We start from the raw sequence: 17,847 nt of genomic DNA, 5'->3' as shown, positions 1-17,847 counted from the left end.
GAAAGAAGGCTTGAAGTATGAAAAGTTTTATTAAGGATTTAGAGATAAGAATTTTATCAGGTGAATACATAAATTTTCAAGAAGCAATGACATTAACAGAGCTTAGAAATAATGATGAGATTGAACAATTATGTCTTAGTGCTAATAATATAAGAAAAATTTTTTGCGGTAATAAGGTAGATATTTGCTCTATCATGAATGCAAAATCAGGTAGATGTTCTGAAGATTGTAAATTCTGTGCGCAATCTGTTCATTATAATACTAGTGCAGAAGTCTATGATTTAGCTTCAAAGGAAGTAGCATTAAAGTTAGCAAAAGAAAATGAATCAGAGGGAGTAAATAGATTCTCTTTAGTTACTAGTGGTAGAGGGATTACAAGTAACGATTTTGAGAAAGTTTTAGATATATATGAAAACCTTAATAGGGAATTAAAGATTGAGTTATGTGCCTCTTTAGGAATACTTGATTATGATAAGCTACTTAAGTTAAAGGCAAGAGGAATAACTATGTACCATCACAACTTAGAAACAAGTAGAGAATTTTATAAGGAAATATGTACAACTCATAGTTATGAAGAAAGAATAGATACCATAAAGGCTGCACAGAAGGCAGGTATACCTGTATGTTCAGGAGGAATTATTGGACTTGGTGAAAGTTGGGTTGATAGAATTAATCTTGCTTTTGAATTGAAAGAATTAACGATTATGTCTATTCCGGTGAATGTACTTAATCCTGTAAAAGGTACTCCTCTTGAAGATTCTAAAAATTTAAGTCAATGGGATATTTTAAAGACCATTGCTATTTTTAGGTTTATAAACCCTAAAGCTTTAATTAGATTAGCTGGTGGTAGAAATCTCATTAGGGATTTGGGGAAAGAATGCTTTAACTCAGGTGCAAATGCTACTATTACTGGAAATTATTTAACCACTTCTGGTAATAAAATATGTGATGATAAGAAAATGATAGGTGAACTAAAGTTGGAGGTTAGAAGTAATGGCTAAGGGGATATTTGTAGTTGGAACGGATACAGATGTAGGAAAAACTGTTGTAACTGCAGGACTGCTTCATGTCCTTAGAAGTAAAGGGCACAGAGCAACATATTTTAAGGGAGCTTTAAGTGGGGCTATAGAAGAAGGTAATAAACTAATTCCTGGAGATACTGACTTAGTAAGCCAGGTTAGTGGATTAAAGGAACCCTATGAAAATATAACTCCATATATATTTAAGACAGCCATATCTCCACATTTAGCTGCCCAAATAGAAGATAATCCTATTGAGCTAAATATTATAAAGGCTAAATTTGAGAAACTAAAAGAAAAATATGATTTTATAATTGCAGAAGGTAGTGGTGGTATAATATGTCCTCTAATAAATAGGGATGAAGAAATATATACACTAGGTGACCTTATTAAGGATTTAAATATGAGTACCGTGGTTGTAGCTAGAGGTGGAGTGGGAACAATAAACCACACAGTACTTACTGTGAAATATATAGAGTCCATGGGAATCAAAGTAAAAGGAATTATTATAAATAATTACGAAGATAATTATATAACTAAAGATAATATTAAGGTTATAGAAAAACTTACTGGAGTTCCTGTAGTAGGTAAATTTAAAACTATAGATAAAAGTAATATAGATAATATAAGAACTTGTGCATTAAATACTTTTAATGACAGAAGTATTATAGATTGGATGGAAGAATTATAGTAAAGGTTAGGTGTTTATATGAAGGATTATGTAAAAAGAGATTTAGAATATATATGGCATCCTTGTGCACAGATGAAGGACTATGAAGAGCTTAATCCTATAGTTATTGAAAGAGGAGAAGGGGTTTGGCTTTATGATATTCATGGAAATAAGTATTTGGATTGTATATCATCTTGGTGGACAAATACCCTAGGTCATAGCAATAAAAGAATAAATAAAGCTATAAAGAATCAAATCGATAAAATAGAACATGTTATCTTTGCTAATTTTTCAAATAAACCTGCTATTGACTTAGCAGAAAAGTTAGTAAGCATAACACCAGAAGGATTAAATAAAGTATTTTATTCAGATAATGGATCTTCTGCAGTGGAAATAGCTTTAAAGATGAGTTTTCACTATAATATGCAAAGAAATAAAACTAAAAAGAAGAAATTTGTAGCTTTAAGTGATGCCTATCATGGAGAAACTTTAGGTGCTCTATCTGTGTGTGATATTGATGCCTTTAATATGATATATAAACCCTTACTTTTAGATACTCTTAGGATTGATGGACCAGATTGTTATAGGTGTAAATATGGTTGTACTAGAGATAAATGTAGTGCTAGATGCTTTGAAGCTATGGAAAAATGTTTAGTTGAAAATCATGAAGAGATAAGTGCTGTAATAGTTGAGCCAATGGTTCAAGGTGCAGCAGGAATGAAAATTTATTCACCTATTTATCTAAAAAAACTTCGTAATCTTTGTGATAAGTATGATGTACATTTGATAGTAGACGAAATTGCCATGGGATTTGGAAGAACAGGAGAGATGTTTGCATGTAATCATGCAGATATAAGTCCAGATTTTATGTGCCTTTCAAAGGGTATTTCTGCAGGATATATGCCAATGTCTGTAGTTATGACTACTAATGAAATATATAATTGTTTTTATGGTGATTATTCAGAAAGAAAATCTTTTTTACATAGTCATACCTATGCAGGAAATGCTATGGCTTGTGCTATTGCTTTAGAAAATCTAAAAATATATGAAGAAGAAAATATAATAGAAAATAATAAAGTTAAGGGAAGATTAATAGAAAAACTTACAATAGAAAGAGCAAAGAATTGTAGTCATATAGGAGAAGTAAGAAGTATAGGCATGATAACTGCTATTGAAATAGTAAAGGATAGAGATACCAAGGAGAGATATTGTTGGCAAAGTAGAGTAGGTTATGAGATTTATAAAATAGCATTGAAGAAAGGGTTACTATTAAGAGCTATAGGTGATGTACTTTATTTCATACCTCCTTATGTAATAAGTAAAGATGAAATAGAATTTATGATAGATATTTGCTTTGAAAGTGTAGAAGAATATTTTAAGTATAATTTTAAAATAGAATAACAGTAAAATAAATATATAAATATTAAACTAGTTAAATAGTTGTTCTGTTTATGCGGGTTTCAGGGATGTTTATAGGCATATAAAAAATACAAAGAGTATGGGGGCATTAGGGGCATACTCTTTGTATTTTTTTGTACTTTACGATGTTTTTATCTTTAGTTTATTTAATTTATGTTTTTATCTTTAGTTTGTTTAAATTATATTTTTATCTTTAGTTATATAAGTAATATATATAAAAACTATTATTAGTTTTTATTTGATTTTTCATTACCTTTTTTTCCTGAATTTTCAGGTTTGTTAGGTGTTTTTTCTTTAGATTTCTCAGGCTTGTTAGGTATTTTTTCTTTAGGTTTTTCAGTATTGTTGTTATTTTTTTTCTCAGTTGCTTCAGATTTTTTATTAGCTTTATTCTCAGTCTTTTCAAGCTTGTTAGTAGCTTTTTCTATTTTATTCTGAGATTTTTGGCTAGCTCTTTCCTGCGTAGCTTTAGTATCATTGGTATTTTCAGCTTCTTTAGTTAGGGCTTTATCAGTTTTTATTTCATCTGCCACTTCTGTACTATCTGTAGTTGATTCTTCAGTAGATTCATCTTCATCAGAAGTTTCAGTTTGTTCTATTTTAGCTTTCTTATTTTCCTTGATAGCACTCATAATTTCTTTAACAGGTTTGTTTAACCACTCTTCAAGAATAATGCTTTCTGGATTTGAAGAACTATTTTGTAGTTTTTCAACTAAATTTAGTTTGCCAGGTGTTACACCCAGTTCTTTGGCTTTTTGTACTCGTTCAAATCCAACACTTATAGTTTCAAGGGTAATATCTTCACCTATTTCTTCAATTTCAGTTTCTAAACTTTCTTGTAGTTTTTCAGCAAGTTCATCTGATTTTTCTTGATCTTCACCAGAAGTTGCAATAATAATTCCACCATCAATGTCATTATCAATGCTATTATCAAAATAACCATCTTCACTAATTTGATTAACTGTTTCAGCAACTGCATCTTCAATATTTTGATTTTCAAGCTTGTCTAATTCAAGTTCATTAAGAATTTCCTGACCATCATCATTAACTGCAGTTACACTAATTACCTTGTCAAAACGATTTAAAGAATATTCAATAGAAGGATTTACATCTAAACTCACATAGGAGTAAGGTGTTTTATAGGCCCATAGGGTTATGCCTCCTACAATTGCAATCATAGCTGTTAAAGCAGAACACATTACCAATTTTATATTTTTAAAATTGGTACTTTTCATTTCAATCACCTGCCCAATGATATAATTTTTATCTTTTACTTTTGATATGCAGCCATCTTCAGAAAGGACTGCAGCATAGCCAGCCTTGATTTCTACAACAACAGATTTCATTTATTAATCTCCTCTCTGATGTACCTGAAATAGTAAGCTAGGTTTGGATACTCTCCGGATAGTATCTCTACTGCTGCTATTATATATTTTCGGTGACGTTCTAATATTTTTCGGGGTACATTTAAATTTTTTTCAATTATTTTTAATGATAGTTGTTTTGAACTTTGTAATTCATTAATTAATATTGGGTTATTGAGTAAATATACTACAACTTTTGCACAGGACGATTTTGTTTTTTTAGCTTTAGGTGAACATGTAGATAAATCTAAAAAAGAAAATCCATAATAGAAAAATACTTCATTTGCAGCTTCAATCTCAAATTTTAGTGTATAATTTTCTTGGTAAATTATCTTTTCTGCTACTGCAAGTCCAAGTGCAATATCTTTATCATTTTCATTTTCGTCTAACTGACAATTAAATATGGCAGGATTTACGGATAATTCTAAGTTATATTTCTTCTGAAGCCTAAGATAATCAATAAGACGCCTACGAATTATAAGCTCGGCAAAACTGAGAAAATTTCCTTTAATTAATTCGTAGCCTTTAATTGCTTGTACAAATGCCTGAAGTGAAACAGACCATTCATCATCACTTTTAGTTATGTATTTTCGGGTTATTCTTGATGTACATTTTAAAATAAACAATTCATTTTGCTCAATGAAACTATTTAATAGATCCTGATTATTAGCAGCATCTATAGCCATATAATCTATTTCTCTCAACATGGCACCTCCTTATTCTTATTATTCTATCATCTAAAAATTATTAGGTAAACCTTTAGAACTATAAATTGCTAAAGCAAATTTCTGAATTTTAAAATAGATTTTTTAAAAACTTTAAGATATAATATATTTAGGAAAACGAAATATATTATATCTTAAAGGTGGAATATTATGAAGCAAATATTTAAGTATTTAAAACCTTATAGAGTAAACATGCTTATAGGATTTTCAATAAAGTTTACTGGAACTATTGTAGAACTAGCAATTCCATGGATTTTGTCTTATATGATTGATGAAATTATTCCATTAAAGCAGGTATCTCTAATTTTAATTTGGGGTGGAATTATGCTTTTATGTGCCATTTGTGCAGTAACTTTTAATATATTAGCTAACAGAATGGCTTCAAAGGTGGCAAGAGATACCACAGAGCGAGTTAGAAATGATTTATTCTCTAAAATGATATGTCTTTCTGATAGACAAGTGGATGCTTTTACACTACCTTCTTTAATTTCTAGAGCTACCACGGATACTTATAACATCCATCAGATGGTGGGAATGATGCAAAGACTAGGTATTAGAGCTCCAATAATGCTTATTGGTGGAATAATTATAACATTGACATTAGATCCATTACTAACTTTAGTAATGATTTCAGTAATGCCTATTATTTTTATCACTATTATGCACATATCAAAAGTAGGTATCCCTATGTATTCAATTGTTCAGAAAAAAGTAGATGATTTTGTACGTGTAGTCCGTGAAGATGTTACAGGAATTCGTGTAATTAAGGCTTTATCAAAGGAAGAACATGAGAAGGAAAGATTTAATGCTCGGAATGATGCTACAGTAATTCAAGAAAAGAAGAGTGGTATGGTTATGGCTATACTAAATCCAGTAATGAACCTTTGCTTAAATGTGGGGACAGTATTTGTTATTTTGGCTGGAGCTTACAGAGTAAATAGTGGAGCCATTAAACCAGGAGCAATAATTGCATTTTTAACATATGTAACTTTAATATTAAATTCCCTTTTATTTATTTCTAGAGTATTTACTAATTACTCCAAAGCAAGTGCTTCCGCAAAGCGTATCACTGAAATACTAAATGAGAAAGAAGAATTACCAATTAGGAACATACCAATTATAGATACAGATTATGCTATTGAATTTAGAAATGTCTCTTTTTCTTATAATCATAAAGAAGAAAATGTGAGTAATATAACCTTTGGAGTTAAAAAAGGTGAAACTCTAGGTATTATAGGGGCTACAGGCTCAGGAAAATCTACTTTAATTAAATTATTAATGAGATTTTATGATGTAGATCAGGGTTCTATTTATATAAATGGACAAGATATTAAATCTATTAATATGAAAAAATTAAGAGAAAAGTTTGGAGTGGTATTTCAAAACGATTTTATAAGCACGGATACAATTTATGAAAACATTAGATTTGGAAGAACTCTAGAGAATAGTGCTATAAGCTTAGCAGCAGATTATGCTAAGGCAACTGAGTTTATTGAAGGCAAGGCAGAAGGCTTTAATACTAAAGTTGCAGTAAGAGGTGCAGATTTAAGTGGTGGACAAAAACAAAGAATGCTTATAGCCAGAGCCATAGCAGCACACCCAGAAATATTAATTTTAGATGATTCTTCTAGTGCTTTAGATTATAAGACAGACGCTGTACTAAGAAAAAATCTTACAGAACATTTTAAAGATACTACAACTATAATGATTGCTCAAAGAATTAGTTCGATTTTTAATGCAGACCAAATCTGTGTATTAGAAGATGGTTATGTTGTAGGGTATGGAACTCATGAAGAACTTATTGAAAGTTGTGATGTATACAAAGAAATTCATAAGTCTCAGATGGGAGAGTAAGTTATGGAAATCAAAGTAAAAAGGGAGGACATTTATAATATATGAAAGATAGAAAAAGGAATACATTAAAAAGAGTAATGTCCTATTTATTTGAATATAAGATATTAATTATCATAGCAATTATATTATCCATAGGCTCTAACGTATTTGCCTTAATTGGTCCAATGTTATCAGGTTATGCTATAGATAATATAAATGTTGGAAGAGGGGCAGTAAATTTTTCTAAGATATATTATTACTGTGGACTTATGATTGGATTTTATATTTTATCTTCTATATTAGCTTATATTTTATCAGTACTTATGCTAGAAATTAGTAAGAGAATATCCTATAGACTAAGAAAAGATTTATTTGATAGATTATTATCTCTTCCAGTGGGATATTTTGATACCCATGCAACAGGAGATATCATAAGTAAAATTTCCTATGATGTGGATACTTTAAATTCTACCTTAACATCTGATTTAGTGAGCATTTGCTCAAGTATAATTACTGTGATTATATCCTTTGGGTCTATGGTTATGATATCTGAAAAGTTAGTTTTAGTATTTGTATTTACAGTTCCTATGTCTATTATACTTACTAAAAGAATAACCAGGGTAACAAGACCAATGTTTCGTAATCGTTCAAGAAAATTAGGGGAACTTAATGGAATGGTAGAGGAGTTTGTATCAGGTCAAAAGACTTTAAAGGCTTATCATCAAGAAGAAAACACAAAGAAAAAATTTGCAAGTAAAAATGAAGAAGCAGTAAATGCTTATTATCGTGCTGATTATTATGGTTCTATGGTTGGTCCTTCAGTTAACTTTATGAATAATTTATCCCTAACTCTTATCAGTATTTTTGGGGCTATTATGTATCTTTTTGGACAAATGACTTTAGGAAATATATCTTCCTTTGTACTATATTCTAGAAAATTTTCAGGACCTATTAATGAAGCTGCTAATATCATGGGAGAATTTCAATCCTCCCTTTCTGCTGCTGAAAGAATTTTTCAATTAATGGATGAGTTGTCAGAGGTAGCAGATAAGGAAGGAGCTAAAGAGCTTGTGGATATGGAAGGAAATGTGAAGGTAGAGAATATTTCCTTTGGATATAGTAGGAATAAGATTATTCTTAAGAATCTTAGTATGAATGTATCAGCTGGAAGTATGATTGCTATAGTAGGCCCTACGGGAGCAGGAAAAACTACTTTAATTAATCTTCTCATGAGGTTCTATGATGTTAATGAAGGGGATATTAAGGTAGATGAAAATTCAATATCACAGGTTACACGTAAGAGTTTAAGAAAAGCTTATGCTATGGTACTTCAAGATACATGGCTATTTGAAGGAAGTATATTTGAAAATATTGCTTATGGCAATGAAAATGCAACTATGGAAGATGTGGTAGAAGCAGCTAAGGCAGCTAAAATTCATTCATATATAAAAAGACTTCCTAAGGGCTATGATACAGTAATTACTGATGATGGAGCTAATGTATCTAAAGGACAAAAACAACTGCTAACCATAGCAAGGGCTATGCTTTTGGATGCAAAGATGCTTATTTTAGATGAAGCAACTTCTAATGTTGATACTAGAACAGAAGTTCAAATTCAAAAGGCTATGAGAAATTTAATGAAGGATAAAACCTGCTTTGTAATCGCACATAGGCTTTCTACCATAAGGAATGCAGATCATATCCTAGTGGTTAATAATGGGAATATAGTTGAACAAGGAAATCATGTAGAGTTATTAAAACAAAAGGGATTTTATAGTCAATTATATAATTCTCAGTTTGAATAATTAATTAAAAGGGCTATCTTCAAATAATTAACTAATACTATAAAATAAATTGCACTTAACAATATAAGTGTAAATTTATTTAATGGTATTAGTTTTTTTAGATAGCCAAATTTATATTCAATTTAAGTAATTACTTTAAATTAAAATTCAATGTTGTTGCTTTTATTTATTATAAGATGAATCTTATCTATTCTTCTATTATCTAAGGCTAAAAGTTTTAGGGTTACATTATCTATTTGAACCTGATGGTTATTTGTGTCATTAGGGAAAGTTTCAAAGGTTTCAAGGAATAAACCACCTATGGTATCTGCAACCTCTGAATCTAAAGAGAGATTTAAAAAATCATTCAAATCAGATAGGGTAAGTAATCCACTAACTATATAGTTTTCCTCATCTATTTTTTCTATTTCAGGTTGTTCATCATCATATTCATCACAAATTTCTCCCATTACTTCTTCAATAATGTCTTCTATGGTAACAATACCTGAAAATCCACCATATTCATCTATTAATATAGCCATATGATTCCTATTTGTCTGAAGTTCTCTGAATAAATTATCAATAGAATTTGTCTCAGGAACAAAATAAGGTTTTTTCATTATGTCGTTAATAGAAATATTATCTATACCCTTTTCTACTATACTTGCAAATATATCTTTCATATAAAGTACGCCTACAATATTATCAAAGTCCTTATCATAGACAGGTATTCTAGAAAAACTTTCACTTAGGATATAATTTATGTTATCTTTAATGGAATCATTTACTTCTAGTAGATAAGCCTCTGTTCTTGGTGTCATGATTTCTTTAGCCATGGTGTCATCAAACTCAATTATACCATCAATCATCTCACGTTCTATTTTATTAATAGCACCCTGTTCTTGGCCAATTTCAATAAGACTTCTGATTTCTTCTCTTGAAACCTGATCTTCCATACCATCTGTCTTAATTCCAAAGAGTTTCATTATAAGATTAGTGGAGCAAGATAAAAACCATACGAAAGGTTTAGTAAATTTAGCTATAAGAACTATAGCTTTTATAGAAAACATAGCTACCTTCTCTGAATTCTGAAGAGCTATTCTCTTTGGAACTAGTTCTCCTAGAACTAACGTTAGATAAGATATAAGCAAGGTTATAGCAACTAGAGCTATTTTATCACTGTATGGTATACCAAATCCAGATAGTGTATCGGAAAAGCCTACAGAAATAGATGTAGCTGCTGAAGCAGATGCAAAGAAACCTGCAAAGGTAATTCCTACTTGGATAGTAGATAAGAAATTATTAGGATCCTTTGAAATTTTTTGAAGAAGTAAGGCCTTCTTGTTACCTTCATCCGCTAAAAGATTTAGTTTAGTTTTGTTTAAGGATACAATTGCCATCTCTGCAGATGCAAAGAAAGCATTTATTAAGATTAGTAAAAAGATTAGAATAAAACTGCCACTGGGGCTCCCGTCCATTCTTATATTCCCCCTTATTTTAAAATGTAGTGAGCTTATTATAGCATAATAATTTAGAGGTAATCAAATAATAGACTTAATTATTTAAGGTTAAATATGGTAAAAGAATCAAGTCTCCTTATTAAATATATGGATATATAGTATTATAATAAATAGATATGAGCGTGATAAGGATGCACTGAGGGATGCAGGAATAGCCTTTGCATTAGAATAAATAGTAGATTTAATTTCTACTGATGTAAGGGGAATACATCTTTATACAATGAACAATCCATATATAGCTAAAAGAATTACTAATAGCATTAGCTCAATACTAAATTTTATAAATAAAAGACAAGTAATTTAATATATAATTAATGAATAAGGGAGGTGGAACTTGCCTATGAATAAATTTCTACAAAATAAAGATGAGGTTTTAAGATATTTAGGCTATAAAAATCAAGTTTTAGATAAAGTTACTGATGTTTTAATTGATGAATTAATGGATGAAATGAGAAGTTTAATTAAAGCTAGATATATATATAAATTCTTTAACATTAGGAAAGAGAAGGGTAGAATATGTATTTTAAATAGCAATTTTAGTATAGCAGGAGAAAATATTAAAAAGCACTTAGATAAATCAGAAGTCTGTATCTTAATGGCAGTAACTCTAGGAAATAGTGTAGATGCAAAAATAAGATATTATGAAAAGATAAGCATGACTAAGGCGTTGATACTAGATGCTTGTGCTACAACAGCTATAGAAGAACTATGTGATAGAATATGTGAAGAGTTGGAGGAAGTTGTACAAAATGAAAACAATACACTAACAGCTAGGTATAGTCCTGGATATGGGGATTTACCAATAGATATACAAAAAAAATTTCTCAGTATGCTTAGTGCAGAAAAATCTATAGGGCTTACTGCATCCTCTAATAGTATTTTAATACCAAGAAAATCCATTACATCCATAGTAGGTGTTGTTAAAAGAGAGAATAATAGCATAAAAAAGATAAGTTGTTTACAGTGTAATAAATATTCTAATTGTATGTTTAGAAAAGGGGATGGTGAATGTGGAAATTAAAGAAAAATTGAAAGAAGGAATTTTAATTTTTGATGGTGCTATGGGCACTATGCTACAGAATAGTGGATTAAAGATAGGTGAATTACCAGAAATACTAAATATTACTGATTCAAACGTAATAATTGAAATACATAAAAGGTATATTAAAGCTGGTGCAAATGTTATTACTACCAACACCTTTGGGGCTAATGAAATTAAGCTTAAAAATAGCAATTATAGTGTAGAGAAAATAATTCATTCAGCAGTGGAAAATGCAAAAATAGCTAGAAAGAATAAACAAGCATATGTAGCTTTAGATATAGGTCCTATTGGTGAACTATTAGAGCCTATGGGGACTTTAACTTTTGATGAAGCCTATAATATTTTTAAAAGGCAAGTTATTCAGGGGGTAAAAAGTGGGGTTGATTTAATATTAATAGAAACTATGACAGACTTATATGAAGCAAAGGCTGCAGTATTAGCAGCTAAGGAAAATTTAGATTTACCAGTATTTTGTACAATGAGTTTTGAGGCAGATAGGAGAACCTTCACAGGGTGTAATCCTACATCTATGGTAATGGTGCTAGAGGGGTTAGGTGTAGATGCCCTAGGAGTTAACTGTTCTTTAGGACCTAAAGAAATAGAGCCTATAATAGATGAAATATTAAATATATCTAAGGTGCCAGCAATTGTACAACCTAATGCAGGATTGCCTAATATTATAAATGGTGATACGGTATTTAATATTTTACCAGAAGAATTTGCAGTTTATGGAGTAAAGTTTAAAGAAAAAGGTATAAAAGTAATAGGAGGGTGCTGTGGTACAACAGATAGACATATAGAGAGTCTAGTAAAAGCTTTAAAGAAAGTAGAAATAAGAGAAAAGAAATATAGTCCTTTAAGTGGTGTATGTACTCCTACTAAAGCAGTAATTATTGATCAGGTAAAAGTAATAGGAGAAAGGATAAATCCTACAGGGAAAAAATTATTCAAGGAAGCATTAAGAAATGGAGATTTAGATTATATTTTAAGAGAGGCTATAGCTCAAGTTGATGCAGGAGCCCATATTTTAGATGTTAATGTAGGTCTTCCAGAAATAAATGAAGAAGAAATAATGGTTAAGGTTATTAAAGAAATACAATCCGTATTAGATGTACCTCTTCAGATAGATTCTACAAATGCTAAAGCTATAGAAATGGGATTAAGATATTATAATGGTAAGGCTATAGTTAATTCAGTAAATGGAGAAAATAAAGTTTTAGAAAATATATTACCTATAGTAAAAAAATATGGAGCTGCTGTAGTGGGACTTACTTTAGATGAGAGAGGAATACCTTCAAGTGGGGAAGAAAGATTTAGAATAGCTGAAAAAATAGTAAAAACAGCAGAAAGTTATGGTATAGATAAAAAAGACATATATATAGATTGTTTAACATTAACAGCTGCGGCTCAACAGAAAGAGGTTAAGGAAACTTTAAAAGCACTTTCCTTAGTAAAAGAGAAGTTAAATGTAAAGACTGTACTTGGTGTATCAAATATATCTTTTGGATTACCTAATAGAGATATTTTAAATAAAACATTTTTAGCAGCAAGTTTATTTGCAGGGTTAGATTTACCTATAATAAATCCCTTAAATAAAGAAATCATGGATACAATAGTAGCATCTAAAGTTTTATGGAATGAAGATAAGGGAGCAAAGGAATATTTAATATATAATGAAAACATATCTAAACAACAAATACCTATTAAAAAAGATATGAAAAATATTCAGGATGATTTATTTAAAATAATATTAAAAGGTATTAAAGAAGAAGCTAAAATAGCCACAGTTAAGTTATTAGAAAATAGACAGCCACTAGAAATTGTAAATGAATATATAGCTCCTGCCTTAGATATTGTAGGAGAAAAATATGAAAATGGACATATATTTCTTCCGCAACTAATACAATCTGCTGAAACGGTAAAAGAATCTTTTAAGGTTATAAAAGCGGAGTTAAGAAAAGGAACTGATACTGAAATTTCAAAAGGAAAGATAGTATTAGCCACTGTAAAAGGTGACATACATGATATAGGGAAAAATATAGTAAAGGTACTTCTAGAAAATTATAATTATGAGATTATCGATTTAGGAAAAGATGTTTCTAAGGAGAAAATAGTAGAAGTTGTTATTAAAAATAATGTTAAACTAATAGGACTTAGTGCATTAATGACTACTACTGTTAAAAATATGGAAGAAACCATATATGAACTAAAAAGAATTAAGCCAGACTGTGTAGTTATGGTGGGTGGAGCAGTACTTAATGAGGAATATGCAAATATGATTAAGGCAGATTTTTATGCTAAAGATGCAAAGGAATCTGTAACCATAGCTAGGAAAATATTAGGATGAAATAAGTTGTACCTTATTAAAATAATGTATGTACATAAATAAAATCAGTTGACATTTTTTATTTATGTGCATATAATAAAATATAATAATTTTAATATATAAATACATTGAAGAAGGAAAGTAATATTTAATGAAGATTCAGAGAGAATATCCATTAGCTGAAAGGATATTTATTGGAATTATATATGAAGTGCCCTTTGGAGTACGATACCGAATTAAGTAGGCTATCGCGGTTTTAACCGTTATATTAATAGAGTATGATAGTACTTGAAGAGTGGGGTTATTTTTTTACCAAATAGAGTGGAACCGCGGATATTATCCGTCTCTAAGTTTATCTTAGAGGCGTTTTTTTTATCTCAAGAATAGTTCAAATATAGTATGAAGTTGACTATTTAAATTAAAAATAAGAATATTGTTGATTTATACTTTTACAATTGAAATTTTTATGGAGGAAATTTATTATGAAATTTTTTAGAGTGCTTAAATATGATATAGACTCAGTTTTTCCAAGAGATCCTGCAGCTAGAAGTAGGATTGAGATATTTTTATTATATCCTCACATAAAGTCTCTTATATTTTATAGAATATCTAATTTTTTATATAGAAAAAAATTATTCTTTTTAGCAAGATTTATTTCAAATATTAGTAGGTTTATTACAGGTATAGAAATACATCCGGGAGCCAAAATAGGAAGAGGTTTATTTATTGATCATGGAATGGGGGTAGTAATTGGTGAAACAGCAGAAATTAAAGATAACGTAACTATGTATCATGGAGTTACACTTGGTGGAACTGGTAATGAAAAGGGAAAACGGCATCCAACTATAGGAGAGGATGTAATTATTGGAGCTGGTGCTAAGGTTCTAGGAAATATATATATTGGTAAAGGAACTAAAATAGGAGCTAACTCAGTAGTACTGCAATCTACAGAAGAAAATTCAACTGTAGTAGGAATAGCTGCAAAACCTTTAAATAAAAAATAATATTAAATTTTAATAAAATATAGGGAGGAATTACTCATGAAAAAGATTTATAGGAGTTTAACAGAATTAATAGGAAATACACCACTATTAGAGCTTTCGAATTATAATAAAAAGCATAATTTAAAAGCAACTATAGTTGCAAAATTAGAATACTTTAACCCAGCGGGAAGTGTAAAGGATAGAATTGCAAAGGCAATGATTGATGATGCAGAGGCTAAGGGAATTTTAAATGAAAATTCCGTTATTATAGAACCAACTAGTGGAAATACTGGTATAGGGCTTGCATCAGTGGCATCAGCAAGAGGATATAAAATTAAATTAGTGATGCCGGAAACTATGAGTATTGAAAGAAGAAACTTGATGAAGGCTTACGGAGCTGAGATTGTGTTAACTGAAGGTGCTAAAGGAATGAAGGGAGCCATAGCCAAGGCTGAAGAGTTAGCTGATGAAATTCCAAATTCATTTATTCCTGGACAATTTGTAAATCAAGCTAATCCAGCAATTCATAAAGCAACTACAGGACCAGAAATTTGGGAAGATACTGATGGAGAAGTAGATATTTTTGTAGCTGGAGTTGGAACAGGGGGGACTATAACAGGAACAGGTGAATTCTTAAAGTCAAAAAATTCAAAGGTATCAGTTGTAGCAGTAGAACCAGAAGATTCACCTGTGTTATCAGATGGGAAAGCAGGACCTCATAAAATTCAAGGAATAGGTGCTGGATTTATTCCAGAGACTTTAAATAAAGAAGTGTATGATGAAATTGTAAAAGTATCTAATGATGATGCTTTTGATACAATTAAGGAACTAACAAAGACAGAAGGATTATTAGTTGGAATATCTTCAGGAGCTGCATTAAAAGCAGCTACAGAAATAGCTCTTAAACCAGAAAATGAAGGGAAAACTATAGTTGTTTTACTACCGGATACTGGAGAAAGATATTTATCAATTCAAAATTTTATATAGAGTATAACAAGTTAAGGAGAAGGGGTAAAGTTATACCCTTCTTTTTGTTAATTGAAATTTAAATAATTCATATTGTATTGAAATAATATTTAATATAACATTATATATAGAAATAAATGATAATAGTTAAATTAAATGTTAGGGGCGAGGTATAGTGGCAGATAAAAATGGAGATGAATATGTAGTTTTATCCTTAAACCAATTAATAATAGATAATGAGGGGAAAACGGGGATACCCTTTGAGGTACTAAGAAAAGTCTTTGGGTTTTCTATAAATGTAAAGGAATCCTATGTTTGTATAAAAAACACCTCAGATAAATTTGAAATTGTTTCAGATAAATATAATAGGAAAGAGGGCTCTACAGATAATTTTTTAGAAGACTTTAGATTTTTAAAGGAGAAATTTTCCTTTAAGGAATATTACCAGGGTTCTCTAATATATAGCTCAGACTTAAGGGGACTTAAGCACTATGATGTATTAATTACGGAAAACTCAACTTGGTGTAATATAACCCTAAGAGGAGATTATGTGAATTATTGTGATTTCTCAAGTAATAAAAATATAATAGCTCCACTTATGAAATTTTACTTTCCTAAGGATTATGATAAAATTCTTAAGGATATTTTAGAAAAGGAAAATGCAAGATATATATGTGATGAAAGAGATGTACTTATAAGAAAAGATTTTGATGGTAATACCAAAGAAATCGTATTTTCTCAGTTAGGTGGAAGTTTGTAAAATAAAAAGAGATTTTTTAGTAGAATCTCAATAAGAAATAAATAGGATTGATTTTAAATTTGAAACTTAGGAAAAATACAAAATAAGGAATACTCTTATATGGTATTCCTTGTTTTGAGAGAAAATATTTATATTTAATCTTATTTTAATTTGTTCTTACGTGATAAGTTCCAAATTGATGAAATGTAAAATAATAGAGTAGCAATTAAAATTTGAATATATTTAAATGTTTAAAAGAATTATATTAAAATTTAAGTACGCAGCAAATATTAGCCATAAAAGATATGGTATCTGTAAATATGCAGCACACTTATTTATCTTATAAAAATTAAATATCATAAAGGAAACTAATACTATCAATACCAAAATCCAAATGAATGCAAATGTAAATTGATTTAAATTGAAAAATATTATAGACCAAAAGAAGTTGACTATCAGTTGAGCTATATAAAGTTTAAGACTATAATCTTTATATGGAGAATTTGATTCATAAACTATATAGGCAGAAATACCCATAAGTATAAAAAGAATAGTCCATACAATGGGAAAGACAATAGCTGGAGGAGCTAAATCAGGCTTTATAAGATTAGCATAAACTTCTCTACTATTTTTTGTAAGTAGTGAAGAAAGAAATCCGGTTCCTAAACTGAGTATTAAACTAATTATTAGTGGTTTTAATTTAATGGCATATACATTTGACATATGTTCACCTCCTTAATGCTATAGAATTTAAATTTAGAGTTTATATAAAGTATATTAAAACTATTATAAATTAGTACTTATATAATAATCATATTATTATAAATATATTTTAGTTATAATTACATAATCTTTATTTGTTAGTAAAACTCATATTATAGAAGGGGATTAAGATGAACAATTTATTACATCCAGTAAATGAGAATAAGTTTAAAGAAATAGTTAATATAAGATTTAACAATATTAATGAAGGATTTAATAACTATAAGAGTGCAATGTTAGAAAGTAAAAATTTAGAGGAGGCTGAGGAAAATATAATTAAATTTATGGAGGAAGTTATAATATTAAATGGTGAGGATAACTCCTTTGTAGATTTATATTTTTCTACTTTAGAAAAAGAAGATAAGGAAAGACTAATAGGGTTATTGGAAGAAAAAGATAAAGAAATAATGGAAAGTATTAAGGCTACTTTGCAGGGAGACACAATTTATTTTAGGTTAACAAAAGACATCATACCATTTATAACTAGATTAAGTACTAGAGAAGTTCTATTCTGTACTGTATATTTCACAAAATATCCATTTACTATATGGGGTAACTACAATAAAAAATTTCCATGTTTTTATAAGGCAGATAAAGTATTGGATTTATATACTAATATTGCAAAGGAATGCAATGTTGAAGTTATTGTTTAATAATAGCTATTATTGACTAATTTATGAGTTAGTAATACTATA

At 29.4% G+C, this 17,847-nt stretch carries 15 protein-coding genes, 1 pseudogene and 1 other annotated feature; of the genes and pseudogenes, 12 read left to right on the top strand and 4 right to left on the bottom strand.

Annotated features, from left to right (window positions below):
- Positions 1-17: 17 nt before the first annotated feature.
- The 3 genes from bioB to bioA are packed head-to-tail and all read left to right on the top strand — an operon-like array spanning position 18 to position 3,090.
- Positions 18-1,001, top strand: coding sequence for a biotin synthase BioB (bioB, locus tag B3630_RS00930; protein ID WP_346894681.1), 984 nt, complete (start codon positions 18-20; stop codon positions 999-1,001).
- On the top strand, positions 994-1,710 hold the full coding sequence (gene bioD / locus B3630_RS00925; protein ID WP_346894679.1) for a dethiobiotin synthase: 717 nt from the start codon (positions 994-996) through the stop codon (positions 1,708-1,710). Before bioB ends, bioD begins: the two co-directional genes overlap by 8 nt.
- 18 nt (positions 1,711-1,728) lie before the next feature.
- Complete coding sequence (bioA, locus tag B3630_RS00920; RefSeq protein WP_346894677.1) at positions 1,729-3,090, top strand: adenosylmethionine--8-amino-7-oxononanoate transaminase; 1,362 nt, start codon at positions 1,729-1,731, stop codon at positions 3,088-3,090.
- A gap of 245 nt (positions 3,091-3,335) precedes the next feature.
- On the opposite strand, the gene B3630_RS00915 is transcribed toward bioA, so the two are convergent.
- Both B3630_RS00915 and B3630_RS00910 read right to left on the bottom strand, forming a co-directional pair.
- Entirely contained in the window at positions 3,336-4,454 is a 1,119-nt protein-coding gene (locus B3630_RS00915) for an anti-sigma-I factor RsgI family protein (RefSeq protein WP_346894675.1), read from the bottom strand.
- Entirely contained in the window at positions 4,451-5,176 is a 726-nt protein-coding gene (locus B3630_RS00910) for a hypothetical protein (RefSeq protein WP_346894673.1), read from the bottom strand. Before B3630_RS00910 ends, B3630_RS00915 begins: the two co-directional genes overlap by 4 nt.
- A 171-nt stretch (positions 5,177-5,347) precedes the next feature.
- Between B3630_RS00910 and B3630_RS00905 the strand changes: the two genes are divergently transcribed.
- Both B3630_RS00905 and B3630_RS00900 read left to right on the top strand, forming a co-directional pair.
- Entirely contained in the window at positions 5,348-7,051 is a 1,704-nt protein-coding gene (locus B3630_RS00905; protein WP_346894671.1) for an ABC transporter ATP-binding protein, read from the top strand.
- Positions 7,052-7,092: 41 nt separating this feature from the next.
- Positions 7,093-8,835, top strand: a complete 1,743-nt coding sequence (locus B3630_RS00900) for an ABC transporter ATP-binding protein (RefSeq protein ID WP_346894669.1) — start codon at positions 7,093-7,095, stop codon at positions 8,833-8,835.
- Positions 8,836-8,975: 140 nt separating this feature from the next.
- Here B3630_RS00900 and B3630_RS00895 read toward each other — a convergent pair whose 3' ends face one another.
- Complete coding sequence (locus B3630_RS00895; RefSeq protein ID WP_346894667.1) at positions 8,976-10,292, bottom strand: hemolysin family protein; 1,317 nt, start codon at positions 10,290-10,292, stop codon at positions 8,976-8,978.
- Positions 10,293-10,437: 145 nt separating this feature from the next.
- Here B3630_RS00895 and B3630_RS00890 point away from each other — a divergent pair.
- From B3630_RS00890 to B3630_RS00865, 6 genes and pseudogenes are all read left to right on the top strand, one after another.
- Positions 10,438-10,638: pseudogene (locus tag B3630_RS00890) on the top strand (methylenetetrahydrofolate reductase); the annotation flags it as partial.
- A gap of 36 nt (positions 10,639-10,674) precedes the next feature.
- Entirely contained in the window at positions 10,675-11,355 is a 681-nt protein-coding gene (locus tag B3630_RS00885; RefSeq protein ID WP_346894665.1) for a methionine synthase, read from the top strand.
- Positions 11,345-13,723 (top strand): homocysteine S-methyltransferase family protein, encoded by a 2,379-nt coding sequence (locus tag B3630_RS00880; RefSeq protein ID WP_346894663.1) that lies wholly within the window; start codon positions 11,345-11,347, stop codon positions 13,721-13,723. The genes B3630_RS00885 and B3630_RS00880 overlap by 11 nt, the downstream gene beginning before the upstream one ends.
- 98 nt (positions 13,724-13,821) lie before the next feature.
- Positions 13,822-14,053, top strand: a binding site (T-box leader).
- 131 nt (positions 14,054-14,184) lie between these two features.
- Complete coding sequence (gene epsC / locus B3630_RS00875; protein WP_346870824.1) at positions 14,185-14,706, top strand: serine O-acetyltransferase EpsC; 522 nt, start codon at positions 14,185-14,187, stop codon at positions 14,704-14,706.
- Positions 14,707-14,742: 36 nt separating this feature from the next.
- Entirely contained in the window at positions 14,743-15,672 is a 930-nt protein-coding gene (cysK, locus tag B3630_RS00870) for a cysteine synthase A (RefSeq protein WP_346894661.1), read from the top strand.
- Positions 15,673-15,826: 154 nt separating this feature from the next.
- The gene (locus B3630_RS00865) at positions 15,827-16,411 is read left to right on the top strand and encodes a hypothetical protein (RefSeq protein ID WP_346894659.1); all 585 of its coding nucleotides are present in this window, start codon (positions 15,827-15,829) and stop codon (positions 16,409-16,411) included.
- Between the two features lie 222 nt (positions 16,412-16,633).
- Here B3630_RS00865 and B3630_RS00860 read toward each other — a convergent pair whose 3' ends face one another.
- Complete coding sequence (locus B3630_RS00860) at positions 16,634-17,113, bottom strand: TspO/MBR family protein (RefSeq protein ID WP_346894657.1); 480 nt, start codon at positions 17,111-17,113, stop codon at positions 16,634-16,636.
- A 170-nt stretch (positions 17,114-17,283) separates the two neighbouring features.
- Between B3630_RS00860 and B3630_RS00855 the strand changes: the two genes are divergently transcribed.
- Complete coding sequence (locus tag B3630_RS00855) at positions 17,284-17,805, top strand: hypothetical protein (RefSeq protein WP_346894655.1); 522 nt, start codon at positions 17,284-17,286, stop codon at positions 17,803-17,805.
- Positions 17,806-17,847 lie beyond the last annotated feature (42 nt).

The sequence above is a fragment of the Clostridium sp. UBA7503 genome, assembly GCF_002477055.1.
Lineage (GTDB): Bacteria > Bacillota > Clostridia > Clostridiales > Clostridiaceae > Clostridium_J > Clostridium_J sulfidigenes.
This window is presented reverse-complemented; position numbering and strand designations above follow the sequence as displayed.